We start from the raw sequence: 15,978 nt of genomic DNA, 5'->3' as shown, positions 1-15,978 counted from the left end.
TCAATCACTACTGCCATATAGAACAGTCTTATGGGGGGAGAGGCTTTTTTTAAAAAAGGTACTTCAGGAGGGACATTTTGAAGACATTAATATTGGAGAACATTTTAACAGCAATGAACATTCAACCTAATGAAAAGCAAAAAGGTATACGAATTAAGAAGGTCACTTATAACAGATTTGAAATTAGGAGTCATACGTTATTTTTTCGTTGGAACAATAGAGCGGTGCCTGTTGAATCTATACAGAAATACAAAAATGTATTCATCGTTACTGATACACCATTTCCTCATATGGAAAGATTAAATCCTAATCAAATCATTATGGTAGAGGATCTCAAAGACAGTTTCTTTAAATTTACTTCGTATTACAGGCATCTGTTTAACATTCCTGTAGTCGCCATTACTGGTACATGTGGAAAGTCTACTACGAAAGAAATGCTAAAACACATTTTGGAAGAAACACACAAGGTGCAGGCAACAATATCAAGCAAAAATGCCAATTGTTACAACCTTCCTTATTTAATGGGAATTGATGAAGATACGGATGTGGCAGTGTTTGAAACAGCCGTATCTTCAAAAGGGGATATGACGGAGTCCTGTAAGTATTTTTACCCGACGATTGGGATTATGACAATGATTGATGTGGATCATACGGATAAAATTAGATCATTTGATAATTATCTAGCGGAAAAGGCAAAAATAATGCAAGGTATGAACAATAAAGGAATTCTCATCCTCAATTCGGACGACCCATATCTCTCCACCATTGATACTTCTAAATTTATGGGAGAGATTATAACGTTCGGAAAAAACAAGGATGCTATTTTTAGGATTAAGGAGTATCAATATCAATCCTCCGGCATGACTTTTTGGATGGAATATAAGCAAAGGGGATTTAAAGGATATATACCGGGTCTTGGTGAGCATAGTGTATATAATGCAGCCGCTTCATTAGCAGCTGCTGCAATCTTAGGAGTGGATATTCACTATGCTATAAAGAGATTATCTTCTTATCATCACATGAGATCCCATTTTCAAATCATTGAAGGACGAAATCAAATTACGTTGGTGGATGATACTTGGAAGTCAAATCCTGCTTCCTTAAGAAAAGGCTTAGAAACATTAAGCAGGATTGCATTGCCATCCCAAAGAAAAATTGCTGTTCTGGGAAGAATGGCAGCACTGGGAAAATATGCAGATGAAGAATACGAAAAGGCAGGAAACCTAATCGGTGCTTCGGGGGTCGATATTCTCGTCACCAAAGGGTTTATTGCAAAAGATTTTGAAAAGCCAGCTATAGAGGCAGGAGTAAATCCGCATAATGTTTATCATTTTTCAGATGCAGATGAAATGAAGAGGTTTTTTGATTCATTTTTAATCCCAAATGACATTGTTTATTTCAAAACGGGCGGGGATGACTCAGACTTCGATGATGTCATCGAATATTTAAGAAGTTAAAATGGTAGAAACTTTCCTCATAAAAAAGCAGCTTTCCTTTAATGAACGGCAACTCAATTGTTCACAATTGGAGGTGCTGTTCATGAGTTGGCAAGCTGCCTTTTTGGAGATTAAAATATTTGTTCCATGATGATAACCTGTAATAACTTGCTAATCTGGCTTTATTTTATTTCCTGTTTGTATCAGCTAAATATTTAGCATACAAAATCGTATTTTTGGCTACATCTAATTCAAGATTATATATATTAGGTGGGCCTGGTCTCCAATTTACTTCAAAAAGCCATAGTTTTTGGTTGGCATCAATTCCGACGTCAATTCCTAATTCATCCAATTCATTGTCATATAAAGAATCAAAATGATTTGAGAAACTTATCGCAAACTGTTCAAGATACCTTTGAATATCATACCAGGAGTTACCAAACTCTGTTTTTAAAAAAATATCCAGGTAAGTACTATAACCACCACTCTTCATATTAGATGTGATGGTCCCTAAACGCCCGATCCGTGGATAAATAGAAGTAATAACCCATTTTCCTTCTCCATTTTTTTGTACATGCAACCGGAAATCAAAAACATGACCAGATTTTGTTTGACTTTTAATAAACTGTTGAACTACGTATTCTTGTTCTTGTATTTTGTGAGATAACAAGTCTAACAATTGTTTTTCATTTAAGGATGATTCTAATCCTGCATCATTCATTTTGTAATGATTTGCACCATATTTTTCAATAAAAACAACGCCCCCTCCTTGATGCCCCGTTAACGGTTTGATAATAACTTTTTTATACCGATGGATCATGTCAAAAAAAATCTGAACGTCAGTTAATTCATAAAATGGAATAAGGTAATGTGTAAATTTATTTGCCTTTTTTATTCTGTTATATACCGTTAATTTGTCCCCAATAGAATGACTTGTAAACGGAATCCTATCAAACAAATAATCAAAGATCTGTTTAGTTTTCTCACTTGCAAGATAACTTGCATTATAAATGACATCAGGGAAAGGAAATTCCTTTTCAATCCATTGTCCATTTTCATAGGCTTTTCCTAAAATTTTTTGCTGTTTTATATTCACCTTCCCTAGGGTAAAGTAAAAAAAAGTTACACCTTCTGCTTTTGCTGCAGCGGCATAAGCATATGCTTTCTTTACATTACTTGGATCACTGCGATGATGAAGCATGCCAATTAACGTCATTATCTTCTTTTCCACCTCTCCACATTCTTTTTCTGATATAAAGACTAGAATTTTTGTTCAATCATTAATAACTCATCTAAATTCTTAAAACCTCTGTTTTTATAGATCACACTCATTATTTGTCACTTGGAATTTTTAAATGGGGTCAAGGTAGAAATGTATTTCGCTAGCTGCTCTCATAGCAATTCTTTTCGCTTCGAATTTACCCTCTGAGGATGCCAAAATGTATCCGCAGCGATCTCCCATTGATAAAGGCGGACGTACTATCTGTCCTTGTCGGGGTTTTATATACACCTCTTCTACACCGGGATATTGAGTAACGCGTTCTTTCCCCGTTACCTTCATTAATTTTCCTTTAGAATCAACTGTTAAATAATGTGCATATACATACTTACTGTGTTTTTTAGTAAGGCAAGGCTCATTTCCTAACATTAATTGAATGGTTTCCTCTACTAAATTAATTCCATATCCGACTTCAATGATTCGATTCATCGCTCCACCTGAGATTCTCGGGTTAATTTCAATTAATTTCCAAACTCCATTTACTAAACGCATTTCAAGGTGACAGGCACCATTTTTCATTTGAAAAGCCTTTAAGATGGAAGTTACTGTCTCAAGGATACTATTGTATATTCTTTGATTGACATCTGTTAATAAACAATATCCGGTTACGATAAAACGTTGTAAAAGAGTAATCTGTTGTTCGATTATCGCGACAATATGAACTTTTCCATTGTGTACTAAAACTTCAATTAAATATTGGGGTCCTATTAGATACTCTTCCAGTAAAATCTGTTCATTTTTTTTTAGTAATTCTTGTAATGCCAGCTTCAACTGATTCTCGTTATTTGCCAAATAGACATCTTTTGAGCCGGCAGATGTGGGAGACTTTACAATAAGAGGTAAATAGTTTTTGGCTTGACCAATAAAATTCTCTAATGAAAAATCTTCTGGTTTATAAAGGGCATAATAAGGAGAATTTGGGTGTCCTTTGAGAAGCTCACGAGTTAAAACTTTATTTTCCATTTTTAATATTGAATCAGTAGAGACTACACTTGAACAAAATTCTTCTGATAAGGCAGCTGCTGCATGAACGTAAGAATGTACAAAACTAAAAATGCCTTTTATTCGTTTACCTTGTCTTTGTAGTTTGCTGAGGGTTTTTTTTATTTCATCATAATTGGATAATTCTACTAAAATCATTTGATGGACTTCGGGAAATTCTGTTCTTTGGTGAATGTATTTTTGCCTATTGGTTAATAACACCGTAAAATATCCGAGTCTCTCTGCAGCTTTTATTGCTTCTCTACTGGATCCGGATTTGTTAGTTTCAATAAATACAATGGTTTGCATAAGCTTTGTCATCCTATCTTTTTGGGTTTTTATTGAAGGATTTAGCTTTACCAGTTTTATTCGAATAAACTGATAAGTACAATTTATTATATTGTTATAAGACCACAGTGGTATGGACAATCGTCATGATTCTTAAGACAATTAAATGAGAAATTGTACTGAGTTCACAAAAGGAGTGTTATTGTACTACCGGTGCAGTGTTATGGAAGAGGGGGGTTTGTGTATTATTTGTAGGATGTTTAAAAAGTTACAAACGAATGGGTTTACGTGTAAAAAAAATAGGACTGCTGTTTCAGCAGTCCCATTGTTCTTTTACGTTTCAAGTAAATGACAGGGTAGTTCAATAACAATATCAGTTGTACCATATACATCTGCATTTAAAATGTAGTAGATGGTACAATTTCAAAAATAGTACCTTGGTTAAAATCAGTCACTTTCATAGAGCCATAAACCCCTAAATATAGTCTAGTTTGATCCAGATTCGTTCCCAAATTAACATAATAAGCTGATTGAGACCCAAAATTATAATCGGTTTCAATCACACTAAAATCATTTAATTTACCATCTGTTCTAACCCTGCTATAAGCTAAAACCCCTCTAACCGGAGGTCGAGATTCTTCAACACGGGCAAGGTCGGTAAACACAACACTTCCCGTTAAATTGGGGATTCCATTCCCCATAAAGGCTTGCACTCCTGTAAGTGCCGTTCCTCCAAACTTATCGGGGCGGGGATCTTTATGAAAATAACTAGTTAGAGGCTGAAGACGTCTCGCAGAAGTGTTTACAGCTTCATTGTAATAAGCAATTGTTTTCTCATCCAAAGTCGGATTTGCAGAACAGCCCCTTATAATTGACGTAGGAAAAGCCCCTTCCCACCCTCGCCAGCCAAAGTTAATAAATCCTTCTTGGTCAGGTTCGGTGGATCTTAAAGAAGCTTGAATCAGCTGAGTAACCGGTATTGGTTTATAATGAACGAATGAAAAAATCGACTCTACCAAATCCTGTCCGACATTTCCCACATATTTGATATACTGTTTATTAAACTTTTGATATGAAATGCCTGGTATATTGCGAACCCCTTTGGCAATTACCGTGAGCGTTTCCTGAATAGTTGCAGGAAGTTCATTAAAACGTGTGACTATAGGTGGATTGTTGATAAATGTATTCTTACTTACATCAATTTCAATGATTTTACCGGCGATTTCCATATCGTTCTGGCTTAAATTAAATGGATCATAGCCTGATCCACCATCTCCGGTTGTTAAAACAAGTTTTCCTGTTTCAGGTGAAAAGTTTAAGCTATTGACACCATTATGATTTAAAAATGGTCTTCTTAAGTTAAGTAAAGTCCGTCGTTTTTGAGGTTGACCATTCGATTGTAAGATCCATTCTTCAACTGTATCAATATGATCATATTGAGTTTCTCTATTTATCCACCTTAGATTTAAAGTGCTGGGATCACACGGGTTAGGATTAAAAGGTTCAGGAAGAGCACCTGGACCTTGTGTTCCAGCTACTGAATAATGAAGATAAAACAGACCGTTATAATAAAATTCGGGATGAAATGCTAGCCCTAGCAATCCCCGTTCATCATATCCACCACCAGAAACACCTAGTTTGATGACTCGCGGGCGAATATCTAAAAAAGTCTTTAAACTTGAGTTTCCTATGTAAAAGATCTCTCCTACCTGGGTTGCAATAAATAATCTTTCAATTGAGTCACCCGGAAGTATAGTTGATTTCAAAATAGTGGGTAAATTTATCTTGCTTACAATGGGCCGTAAACTAACCTTAATTTTTATCAACTAACTTTACCTCCTTCTTAATTGTTTTCTTTTTTAAGAATATGATTAGAACTGTTCTATTAGTACCAAATTAGGGCAGGGGAGTCTGACAACTATCCTGCTTACTTTAATAGAAGAAGAGATCGTCTATCAACCTGGTACTCTGGAATGTACAACGGGTGGAATGGAAAAAGAGCCAATTTTTTAGACTTGAAATGACCCAATAATTGTGATTTCATAATGAAGTAAACTTATAAAATGAAGGAGCGAGAAAGATGAAGTTTCCTAAAAAAATTATACTAGATTCTGTTGCCGAACGTAAAAACCATGAAAGTTACGGAATAGAATTTATTCAGGAACTTGGAAATGATGATGCTGGATATTCCGAGATGGTAGTAATTATTTTCAAATTCAAAGATAAATATTATAGTGTGGATATCCATCATGTAAATGGAGAAAACAATTACGACCATTGGGATGATGAAATAGATTGTCCAGAGGTAGTTAGGAAAGAGGCTATTCAATATTATTGGGAAGAAGTCAAACTATCTAAAACGACTATATCACTTTAAATAATATTATGTCTTTCATTTTAAACGATACTCATATATAATATAGCTAATTGAATATAAATAACTAGGGGAGCCCAATAAGTTGGGCTGAGAAAGAAACACGATGAAGTTTCTTGACTCTTGGGACCTGATCTGGATCATACCAGCGTGGGGAAGTTAGAATAGACAATCTTTACTACACCTATACTTCTGCATACATATTAGCCGGGTCCAACCATTTATGGTCCCGGCTTTTTGATGTACTTTTATAAGCTTTTCCACTTGTTATGTTCTGTATCTCGTCCTTTATATTCAAAAAAAGGAGAGATTTATTATGTCAACGAAATCATTAAACGAACAAAATATTTCCATCATGTCTAGTTTTCCAGGAAGTAAAAAAGTATATGTAACAGGTTCGAGATCCGACATTAAAGTGCCAATGCGTGAAATTGAGTTAAGCCCGACAACAGGTACGTTTGGTGAAGAGGAAAACCTTCCAGTACGCGTGTATGATACAAGCGGTCCTTATACGGATCTAAATTATTCTGTTGACATTTCAAAAGGTCTTCCTGCTATTCGAAGCACATGGATTCATGAACGAGCAGATGTTGAAGAATATGAAGGTCGAGAAATTAAGCCTGTAGATAATGGGTATAATGATGAAAATGATCCTCGTGCCAATCATAACGTGTTTCCGGGTTTGAAGCGCAAACCATTACGTGCAAAAAAAGGGAAAAATGTGACACAGCTTCATTATGCAAAAAAGGGAATTATTACTCCTGAAATGGAATTTATCGCAATAAGGGAAAATATGAAACCTGAATTTGTGCGTGATGAAGTTGCAAAAGGTCGAGCGATTATTCCTTCTAATATCAATCATCCAGAGTCAGAACCTATGATAATAGGACGTAATTTTCATGTTAAAATTAACGCGAATATCGGTAACTCTGCTGTTTCATCATCCATCGAACAAGAGGTTGAAAAAATGACATGGGCCACGCGTTGGGGTGCTGATAATATTATGGATCTATCAACGGGTAAAAACATTCATAAAACACGAGAATGGATTATTCGAAACTCAGCTGTTCCTGTCGGCACCGTCCCCATTTATCAAGCACTTGAAAAAGTAAATGGTGTTGCTGAAGATCTTACATGGGAAATTTACCGTGATACCTTGATTGAACAAGCGGAGCAAGGTGTTGATTACTTCACCATTCATGCTGGTGTTCTTTTACGATATGTTCCATTAACCGCAAAACGGTTAACAGGTATTGTATCCCGCGGTGGATCAATCATGGCACAATGGTGTTTACACCACCATAAAGAAAGCTTTTTATATACTCACTTTGAAGAAATCTGCGAAATAATGAAGTCTTATGATGTTGCATTCTCATTAGGGGATGGTTTACGTCCAGGGTCTATTGCAGATGCCAATGATGAAGCGCAGTTTGCAGAATTAGAGACTCTTGGAGAGCTAACAAAAATTGCTTGGGAACATGATGTACAGGTAATGGTTGAAGGACCTGGACACGTACCTATGCACCTAATTAAAGAAAATATGGATAAACAACTAGAAGTGTGTCAGGAAGCACCATTCTACACACTTGGACCTCTTACGACTGATATAGCACCTGGTTATGATCACATTACATCAGCTATTGGGGCTGCAATGATTGGTTGGTATGGTACAGCTATGCTTTGTTATGTAACGCCTAAAGAACATTTGGGTTTACCGAATAAAGAGGATGTTCGTGTAGGGGTTATTACTTACAAAATTGCCGCCCATGCTGCTGATTTGGCAAAAGGACATCCAGGAGCCCAAAAAAGAGATGATGCCTTATCAAAAGCTCGTTTTGAATTCCGTTGGAGAGATCAGTTTAATTTATCTTTAGATCCTGAACGAGCGATAGAATATCATGATGAAACTTTACCTGCGGAAGGTGCAAAAACAGCACATTTCTGTTCAATGTGTGGACCAAAATTTTGTAGCATGAGAATCTCTCAAGATATTCGTAATTATGCGAAAGAAAACAAACTTGATACGAAGGAAGCTATTGAAACAGGTATGAAGGAAAAAGCTAAGGAGTTTAAGCAATCTGGGGGCAGCATATATCAGTAACTTTCTTGGGTTATACGTATGAACTAGAAAACACCACTCTGAAGTGATGTTTTCATAGAAACTATGCTTTTACTCGGAGAAGATTTACCTAATCAATGTTCTACCAGGCTTGATACTGAAACACTTTGTTTATTATTTGGTTCATCGAGAGGATGGATTGTAGTTGTCCCGTTTTGTTGATCTACATGCTCAATATAGATACGTGTTCCGTTATACGTTACATTAGCCATAGTCGGTGAATTAGTAATTTCTTGTGCTCGTTGTACGTCCATGTCACGACCTCCTTTCTAAATAAAAGCCATTTTAAGTATTTCCTTTGAACTACTTGTTATACGTTTATTTTAGAAATAATGTTATTTGATTACCTTTTTTTGTACATTTTGGGTTAAATACGACATAACAGAAAAAAGAAGGGATAAAGATCCTTTCATGTTTCTCTCTTTTTTGTATGAATAAGCGGGCAGTTTCAAACCCGCTTATTCATAATTCATATTATTTAGCGCTAAATGTTTTTAATTCAGCAAGAGTTGCAGGAACTTTTAAAGATCCAGATTTAATTTTATCTGTCCAATCTTTAACTGCTTTATCAATGGCATCTTTGTTAGCAGATTTAGCATTAATAGGAGCTAAGCCAACCCCGTCTTCAGCTAATCCGTAGAGAATATTCTTTCCACCAGGGAAATTACCTGCTATTGCTTTTTTAGAAGTATCTTGTACTGCTACATCAACGTGCTTAAGAGCAGATGTAAGAACCACGTCTGGACCCATGTCGTTTTGGTCACGGTCTACACCAATTGCCCAGATTTCACGGCTAGGATTTTTTTTCTTTAAGTCAACTGCTTCTTTGAATAAACCATTACCAGTTCCACCAGATGCATGGAAAATTACGTCCGCACCAGAAGAGTACATTTTTGAAGCGATAGTTTGACCCACCTCAGCTTTGTCAAAAGCACCAGCATATTGGACATCAACTTTTACTGATGGTTTTGCTGCTTTCACACCTGCTAAGTAACCAGCTTGGAAACGTTCAACTACAGAACTTTGCATACCGCCGATGAAACCGACATGGTCATTCTTCGTTGTAAGGGCTGCTGCAACCCCAGCAAGGAAAGCTGCTTCTTGCTCCTTAAAAAGAATACTTGCAACGTTTGGCTCTTTAACTTCGGAATCAATAATAGCGAATTTTGTATTCTTTTGTTGCTTCGCAATCTCATCTACTGCGTTTTGCATTAAGAAACCAATACCGTATACTAAATCAAAGCCTTGACGTGAGAGTGTATTTAAATTTGTTATATAGTCAGCATCAGATGTGGACTGAAGGTAATCATATCCGCGTTTGCCTTTTTGCAAGTTATTTGCTTTACCAAAAGCTTGAAGACCTTCCCAAGCAGATTGGTTAAATGATTTGTCATCAATACCGCCAATATCAGTTACCATACCAACAGAGAACTCTTTTGCTTTGTTACCACCAGTACCTGTATTATTCTTTGCGTTATCAGTAGCCTTTCCGCAAGCACCTAAAAGTGTTCCAGCTACTAGGAAAAGCGATAGTGCCATGCCAATTTTCCGCTTTTTCAAGTTGTTGTACCCCCTAAATATTTGATTTATTAGTAATGAGAAAAACAAGCATTATTTCCGTTTTTATAATCGCTTATTAATAAGCACCACGTAAACTTGTTTATTTTAATAGGTTACCGAAAATAGGAAAGCTTTATTCATTTGATCGAAGTGCCCTCGAACTAAAACACAAAAATTTAAATTAAGATTGTGAAATATTACACTTAAACGGCAGGTAAGTGTAAGAAGGAAAAAGGAGTTGTTTTGTATATTTTTCAAAATAAATCAGAGAATAAAAAGATGAAAGAAAACAATGGAGGAATTGACAATGAAGGAAAGTAATCAAAATCAGAATGATCCTAGAAATAAAATGAAAATATTTAAAAACATAAATCAGTCAGCTTTAAACTACGTGCAGCCAGCTATTGAAAATGCGGCAGAATCGTCTCGAGATGCAACTCAAAATTTAGTTAACAATACAATCAATAACCAAGAAACGTAATGGTTTTAAGTCAAGTGATACTAGTTTTGAAAGGGGATATTATGGAAGAGAATAAAAAGGTACCGCAGAAATTAAGTTATGAATCAGATGGAAAAATGGGTAAAAACAACAATAGGGTAAAGGCTGACAAAAAAGATCCGTCTGAATTTTTTAATACTACACAAAGCAGTGAATGAAAAAATAAAAGAGGGTATACCCTTAAGCAGGTAGAATAAAAAATTTCGGCAGCCTTTAACTGCCGGGATCTTATGTCTATAGAAATGCGAAAGAAGTGCTCAAAATTTTGAGTGCTTCTTTTATTTTTTTTTTAAAGTTCTTACAATACCGGGGCCGCTTTCCAAAAGGGAAATACGAAATAAGCCAAAAGGTAATTCAATAGTTCTTTGGGAGTTAGGGCAGTGATGCCCCTTGTTTACCCGATTTTAATATTAATGAATATGTTTTAAAAAATTTATAATTCAATTACAAAAATTAGGGTTCTTGTTTCTTTTTCCATGACGGATCACCATAATCGTGAAATTTTTGATTCAGCTTATAGAATGCCATAGGAAGTAATACGGATACTACAGTAGAAAAGATGATAAGGTTGGAGGGCAATCGGCCGATTACTCTTTCCCACATCTAGCTCGCCTCTCTCTATTGTTTTTCACTTTCAATTATTGCTCCAGGAGTTTGGACAATGATGTCTGCTTGAACTTTAATGGTGCTTGTGGAAAAGTAATTTTTCCCATCATCCCAGTCTTGTTTGATTCGTTTCCATGTGTCATAATCTTTCCGTTGAAGATAACCACCTAACCCAAGAGCGTCAACTCTTAAATCTTCTTGAAAAGTTTTAATTGTTTTAGATACTTTTCGTTCAATTTCTTTTTCAACGGCTGTTTCCACTTTAGATAGGATTTTAGGATTCATGTAATCAAGAGAACCAAAAGACTCTCCAATTTGTCCTTCTGCCTCAATTTTAATATGAAACTGAATGTTTTCCTTATTCTTTGACTCGACCTTCACACTGCTTTTTTCCCTCTTTATTTCATAAACAACTAGCTTATTCTCTACTTTTGTTTTCAAAATACCCCCTTTATAGTCACCTGTTATCAAATTTAAACCTTCCGTGATATCACCGTTAATAAAGCCGATCATTTGATTATTAAGACCATGAAAGACGGCTGCCCCTGCAATGTTAATCTTTTGATTATCCATTTTTATTTTGGGAACGACAAAGCTTGTTTTATCTATTAAACGTTCATGAATGCTACCGATTCGTTTTTCAGGAAGAATCCTTGCGTTTTTAAATGAATTTTCAACAATTGAATCAATATGCATGACCGGAAGATTTTCAGGTGTTGGTTGAATACCCAATATAGGACCTGCTTCCCCTTCTGCAATCATAACTTTTATTCCTCTTCGTGTTTCACTATCTCGCAGGAAAAAATCAAGGACATTACCTAATGCTTTTGGTATTTTAGCGACATTTTCTGATATGATAATGGTTTGCAAATGTTCATTGAATGGTGTTCGACTCGTTTCTTCTGCTAAATGGCGCGATTGCCCCGATATAGTCTCATCCTCGATTACCAAATTATTATACGCCTTCTGTGAAGTGCCGCCTTGGCCGCCTTGGCCTGAATCTCCCTGGGATAATCCAGAGGGAACGACGAATTGATAGGTTCCTTTATAACGATATTCTCCTTCTGATTCATCTAATTTCTCACCTGTTTCCTCAGCTAAATCAATGGCTACTCCAATAATAAAGCCACGATCTTCAATTTCCACGTGATCCCAACACCCGGTAAGGAAAGCAGAAAATACTCCTAGGGTTATGCATAACTTGAATCTACTCATTTCCCTTGATTCCCCTGACTTTCGCTAGTATTAGTAAAACTGTTGGAATCAAAACTCCCAGTCCGAAGATAGAGTAACTTAAGTACCTGCCTAATACAGTCACCTCTATTAGATTTATGGGAAACATGGCGATTAGGTAAATACAAGGTGTTAGAAGAAAAATAAATGTTCTTTTTTTTACTTTTTGAAAGAGGGAACTGAAGGCCATTAAACTTACATCGAGGCATAAGGAGGCCGTATTAAAAATAGTCATAATCCAAATCATAAAAAATAACGATTCAATACGCCCAAAAAAGCCTCCTGGTACCTCTGCTTCTTTAGCAAGTTCAATCGTGGGATAAACGAGCGTGGCAGCTGTCTCTGCAGTGAAAACACCAATGGCCATCATATATATAAGTAGGTATAGAACTAACGGAATACCTGCACCAATCATGGCATATTTTGTCACTCCTTTCGGTCTGTTCACAAATGCAACATAAAAGAGAAGAATGTCAGAACCCAAAAGAGAAAAAAAACTTTCTTTGCTGCCTCTCCAATAGCCCTCCCAGCTTGTGGTGAACAAGGGAGATAGATTCTTAGGTTCAAAATTGGGGATATTCATCCCCAATACCAATAAAGCAATGAAAAGAATAATGGGAAAGAACAACAAATTTAACCGTATGACACCAACCCGAGAACCTGAAACTGCATAAACTATGACCAGTAGAAACAGTAACGCAATGATTTCTACTGGTGTCCGGGCCAATAAGTATTGTTTAGTAATGATTGCAACAAATCTCGTCTGATAGGCAGTACTTACCATATAATAAATAGCAAAGCATATGGTGATCAGTGCAGCTACAGGTTTTGAACAAATAGCAGATGCATACGTAAAAAATGTCTGGTTCGGAAAACGTAAGGCGAGTTTTGCGCTGATCCCTGTAATGAAAATGATGAAAATACCCGTTATCACTAAAGAAATCCAGCCATCAAAGAAATTCGTTTTCCCTGCCAATGTGCGTGGAATGGAAAGTACCCCTACCGCAATTGCATACGAAGCCACCATGAAGAGAATTTCTAGTTCTCCAATTTCCTCATCTCCATATTCAAAGGGCTTCACGATGAGTGTCCTCCTTTCTTTATCCCCATTCGTTTTTCATCTTCTGTTTGCAGATAGTTAGGGCGTCTTGTCAGCATAGTGATCGGGAAACGAAGAACAAGGTCTTTCCAGTCGCGGCCAAAGCTTGGGGCAAAGGGAGTTGTATAGGGGACACCCAAACTTTTTAAATTCACCAAATGGATATTAACTACAATGTAAGCCAGAATAATACCATACAATCCAAAAAGAGCCGCCGCCCCCATAAAACCAAAACGGATAATTCGAAAAGCAAGTGCCGTACTATAACCGGGCATAGAAAAAGAAGAAACAGCTGTAACCGCGACTACTATGACCATAACCGGGCTCACAATCCCTGCAGAGACGGCAGCTTGACCAATAACCAGCCCCCCAACAATTCCAATCGTTTGTCCAATCGGTTTTGGCAAGCGGATCCCGGCTTCACGTAGTAATTCCATGGTCGTTTCCATTAATAATGCTTCAATAAAAACCGGAAAAGGAACCCCCTCCCTGGTCGCAGCAATGGAAAATGCTAATTTAGACGGGATCATTCCAGGATGATACGAAACGAGCGCAATGTATAAAGAGGGTAAAAAAACAGCAATAAAGGCTCCGAGATATCGCAATATACGAACTAAGGACCCCACAATCCATCGTTCATAATAGTCTTCCTGGGACTGGAGCGTATTTCCGAAAGTCATGGGTGCGATTAAAACGAAAGGTGTTCCATCTAACAAAATCGCCACTTTCCCTTGTAAAACAGCCGCCACTACTTTATCCGGTCTTTCTGTATGATCTATTTGTGGAAACGGTGATAGAAAGTTATCTTCAATCCATTGCTCGATGTAGCCTGTTTCCAGGGCATCATCCATATCAATTGATGCCAATCTTTGATTTACTTCTTTCACAATATACGGATTCACGATTCCGTCGACATAGACGAGAACTAGGTCTTTTTTTGAACGTCTTCCTATCTTGTACGATTTGAAACGCAAATTCGGATCCCGAATAGATCTTCTAATCAGCATCGTATTGGTTCTCAGATTCTCAATGAACCCATCTCTCGGCCCGCGAATCACTGCCTCTGTAATTGGTTCTTCAATACTTCGGTTTTCCCAGCCTTTACTACCAATTGTTAATGCTTGGTCCGTACCATCTACGTAGAGTACGGTGTCTCCAGAAAGTATAGAATATAAGATTTCATCTGATGATGTGGTCCTTTTTCCTTCACCAACGGAGAGGACTGTGTTATATAATTGTTCGACAAGATGAACGGCCTTGTCCGATAATTCTTTTTCACTTACTACAGATTCAATTTGAATGTTTTTTATGATTTGATCGTTGATTACCATTTTGTCGGCTAAACCATCCAGATACACGATGGCACATCGATGATGTGTATTCCCTATAGTAAATTCCCTCGTAATGAGATCACTCGGTTTATCTAACATCGCTTTTATGTTATAAAGATTTTCATCAAGATTGGAAAACAATAGAAGAGAAAAATCTTCTTGTTCTTCCTGTATTGACTGAAACGATTGTTTTCCGGTCTTGTTTAGTTTAAAAAAGGGTTTTGAATCCAAATTATTATCCTTCCTTCGTCTTCAATGGATGTTTCTCCTATAATTTTTCTTTCATTCATTTTATGAATAAACCCTTTCTCTAAAAAATTAATGATATGGTTAAATAATCAAAAAGATTATTCTTTAATAGAATCTTTATGTTTTATGAAATGTAGACCCTTTCCATTAACAAAACAAAAAGGGTTTTCTTTAAATATTCATAAACTTTGGTGAACTCTCTTAATTTAAGTTAGTCAAGAAAGAGTAGCTTTCTATAAATATTTATCGTTTAACTTTTACGGTCGTATTTATATACCATCTGTTCTAAAAATATGTTTGCCAAAAAACATAAACTTATACCCTTGTAAAGCAGTAACTGAAGAGTCAAGAAGGAAAGAAAGAATAAACTAACAATTACGTTAACTTCTAGTTAATTAAGGATGGGAACGTACCTACATTTTAGGAGTGATGAAAATGAGACTTAAAGATAAAGTGGCGTTAGTGACAGGAGCTGGATCCTGCATGGTGTGCCGCGATCGCATAAGGATACCTTAAAGAAGGTGCACGGGTTGTCTTTGCGGACATTAATATAGAATCAGCTAATGGAAAGAACCTTTATCTGTGTAGGGTTCTTTTTCTCTATAAGAGGAATTATGCATTGTTTTATAACGTATCAACCATAATGTATAAAAAATTCAAAAAAAGACTTACAAACCGTCTAATGATGGTGTTTGTTATTAAAAATACAATTAGCTCATAAGATAGTTGGAATTTCAAAACAGGAGGACTTAATGTAGCGATGACAAAAAATCTTTCCAAACTTTAATACAAAAGATTCCTTTTCTTTACTATTTAACCATATTTAAAAATTATCTTGTCCTCCTGCAATTTTTTTAACTAGCCCATAATTTAATAATCTTTATTCTATTGAATATGGGTTGCGGTGTTTGTCAAGATAGTTGT

The 15,978-nt window shown here is 36.3% G+C and carries 14 protein-coding genes and 1 riboswitch; of the genes, 5 read left to right on the top strand and 9 right to left on the bottom strand.

Going from position 1 to position 15,978, the window contains the following annotated elements:
- The first annotated feature begins 77 nt into the window (after positions 1–77).
- Positions 78–1,457: a Mur ligase family protein gene (locus J7E63_RS16075; protein WP_215014171.1), complete on the top strand. Its 1,380-nt coding sequence runs from the start codon at positions 78–80 to the stop codon at positions 1,455–1,457.
- Between the two features lie 166 nt (positions 1,458–1,623).
- Here J7E63_RS16075 and J7E63_RS16070 read toward each other — a convergent pair whose 3' ends face one another.
- The 3 genes from J7E63_RS16070 to J7E63_RS16060 all read right to left on the bottom strand — a co-directional run bounded on the left by J7E63_RS16070 (position 1,624) and on the right by J7E63_RS16060 (position 5,810).
- On the bottom strand, positions 1,624–2,652 hold the full coding sequence (locus J7E63_RS16070) for a YheC/YheD family endospore coat-associated protein (RefSeq protein WP_215014170.1): 1,029 nt from the start codon (positions 2,650–2,652) through the stop codon (positions 1,624–1,626).
- 135 nt (positions 2,653–2,787) lie between these two features.
- Positions 2,788–4,005, bottom strand: coding sequence for an ATP-grasp domain-containing protein (locus J7E63_RS16065; protein WP_215014169.1), 1,218 nt, complete (start codon positions 4,003–4,005; stop codon positions 2,788–2,790).
- Between the two features lie 377 nt (positions 4,006–4,382).
- A complete protein-coding gene (locus J7E63_RS16060; RefSeq protein ID WP_215014162.1) occupies positions 4,383–5,810 on the bottom strand; it encodes a PQQ-dependent sugar dehydrogenase in 1,428 nt (475 codons plus the stop codon).
- A 254-nt stretch (positions 5,811–6,064) separates the two neighbouring features.
- On the opposite strand from J7E63_RS16060, the gene J7E63_RS16055 reads away from it, so the two are divergent.
- Positions 6,065–6,361: a hypothetical protein gene (locus J7E63_RS16055; RefSeq protein ID WP_215014151.1), complete on the top strand. Its 297-nt coding sequence runs from the start codon at positions 6,065–6,067 to the stop codon at positions 6,359–6,361.
- Between the two features lie 56 nt (positions 6,362–6,417).
- Positions 6,418–6,532, top strand: a riboswitch (TPP riboswitch).
- Between the two features lie 142 nt (positions 6,533–6,674).
- Complete coding sequence (gene thiC, locus J7E63_RS16050) at positions 6,675–8,459, top strand: phosphomethylpyrimidine synthase ThiC (RefSeq protein ID WP_215014149.1); 1,785 nt, start codon at positions 6,675–6,677, stop codon at positions 8,457–8,459.
- Between the two features lie 92 nt (positions 8,460–8,551).
- Here thiC and J7E63_RS16045 read toward each other — a convergent pair whose 3' ends face one another.
- Together J7E63_RS16045 and J7E63_RS16040 are read right to left on the bottom strand one after the other, a co-directional pair.
- Positions 8,552–8,731: a small acid-soluble spore protein H gene (locus J7E63_RS16045; RefSeq protein WP_045522495.1), complete on the bottom strand. Its 180-nt coding sequence runs from the start codon at positions 8,729–8,731 to the stop codon at positions 8,552–8,554.
- Positions 8,732–8,951: 220 nt separating this feature from the next.
- Positions 8,952–10,037, bottom strand: coding sequence for a BMP family lipoprotein (locus J7E63_RS16040; protein WP_215014147.1), 1,086 nt, complete (start codon positions 10,035–10,037; stop codon positions 8,952–8,954).
- 307 nt (positions 10,038–10,344) lie between these two features.
- Here J7E63_RS16040 and J7E63_RS16035 point away from each other — a divergent pair, with 307 nt between their 5' ends.
- Positions 10,345–10,518 (top strand): hypothetical protein, encoded by a 174-nt coding sequence (locus J7E63_RS16035; protein WP_168243952.1) that lies wholly within the window; start codon positions 10,345–10,347, stop codon positions 10,516–10,518.
- A gap of 41 nt (positions 10,519–10,559) precedes the next feature.
- Positions 10,560–10,694, top strand: a complete 135-nt coding sequence (locus J7E63_RS30185; protein ID WP_285289944.1) for a hypothetical protein — start codon at positions 10,560–10,562, stop codon at positions 10,692–10,694.
- A 295-nt stretch (positions 10,695–10,989) separates the two neighbouring features.
- Here the strand turns inward: J7E63_RS30185 and J7E63_RS16030 are convergent, their stop codons facing one another.
- From J7E63_RS16030 to J7E63_RS16015, 4 genes are read right to left on the bottom strand one after another with little or no spacing between them, the layout of a single operon-like run.
- The gene (locus tag J7E63_RS16030; protein ID WP_214713910.1) at positions 10,990–11,139 is read right to left on the bottom strand and encodes a hypothetical protein; all 150 of its coding nucleotides are present in this window, start codon (positions 11,137–11,139) and stop codon (positions 10,990–10,992) included.
- Between the two features lie 15 nt (positions 11,140–11,154).
- Positions 11,155–12,357 (bottom strand): Ger(x)C family spore germination protein, encoded by a 1,203-nt coding sequence (locus J7E63_RS16025; RefSeq protein WP_215014145.1) that lies wholly within the window; start codon positions 12,355–12,357, stop codon positions 11,155–11,157.
- Entirely contained in the window at positions 12,350–13,456 is a 1,107-nt protein-coding gene (locus J7E63_RS16020) for a GerAB/ArcD/ProY family transporter (protein ID WP_215014143.1), read from the bottom strand. Before J7E63_RS16020 ends, J7E63_RS16025 begins: the two co-directional genes overlap by 8 nt.
- Positions 13,453–15,036 (bottom strand): spore germination protein, encoded by a 1,584-nt coding sequence (locus J7E63_RS16015; protein ID WP_374193743.1) that lies wholly within the window; start codon positions 15,034–15,036, stop codon positions 13,453–13,455. The genes J7E63_RS16020 and J7E63_RS16015 overlap by 4 nt, the downstream gene beginning before the upstream one ends.
- Between the last annotated feature and the right edge of the window lie 942 nt (positions 15,037–15,978).

This window comes from Bacillus sp. ISL-75 (assembly GCF_018613095.1).
Note: the sequence above shows the minus strand (reverse complement) of the source record. Positions and strands in the feature narration are given on the sequence as shown.

What these genes read in the sequence shown, in the direction of transcription:
- J7E63_RS16070 (WP_215014170.1), bottom strand. Translation starts at nt 2,652, where the DNA reads ATGACGTTAATTGGCATGCTTCATCATCGCAGTGATCCAAGTAATGTA.
- J7E63_RS16065 (WP_215014169.1), bottom strand. Translation starts at nt 4,005, where the DNA reads ATGCAAACCATTGTATTTATTGAAACTAACAAATCCGGATCCAGTAGA.
- J7E63_RS16055 (WP_215014151.1), top strand. Translation starts at nt 6,065, where the DNA reads ATGAAGTTTCCTAAAAAAATTATACTAGATTCTGTTGCCGAACGTAAA.
- thiC (WP_215014149.1), top strand. Translation starts at nt 6,675, where the DNA reads ATGTCAACGAAATCATTAAACGAACAAAATATTTCCATCATGTCTAGT.
- J7E63_RS16045 (WP_045522495.1), bottom strand. Translation starts at nt 8,731, where the DNA reads ATGGACGTACAACGAGCACAAGAAATTACTAATTCACCGACTATGGCT.
- J7E63_RS16035 (WP_168243952.1), top strand. Translation starts at nt 10,345, where the DNA reads ATGAAGGAAAGTAATCAAAATCAGAATGATCCTAGAAATAAAATGAAA.
- J7E63_RS30185 (WP_285289944.1), top strand. Translation starts at nt 10,560, where the DNA reads ATGGAAGAGAATAAAAAGGTACCGCAGAAATTAAGTTATGAATCAGAT.
- J7E63_RS16030 (WP_214713910.1), bottom strand. Translation starts at nt 11,139, where the DNA reads ATGTGGGAAAGAGTAATCGGCCGATTGCCCTCCAACCTTATCATCTTT.
- J7E63_RS16025 (WP_215014145.1), bottom strand. Translation starts at nt 12,357, where the DNA reads ATGAGTAGATTCAAGTTATGCATAACCCTAGGAGTATTTTCTGCTTTC.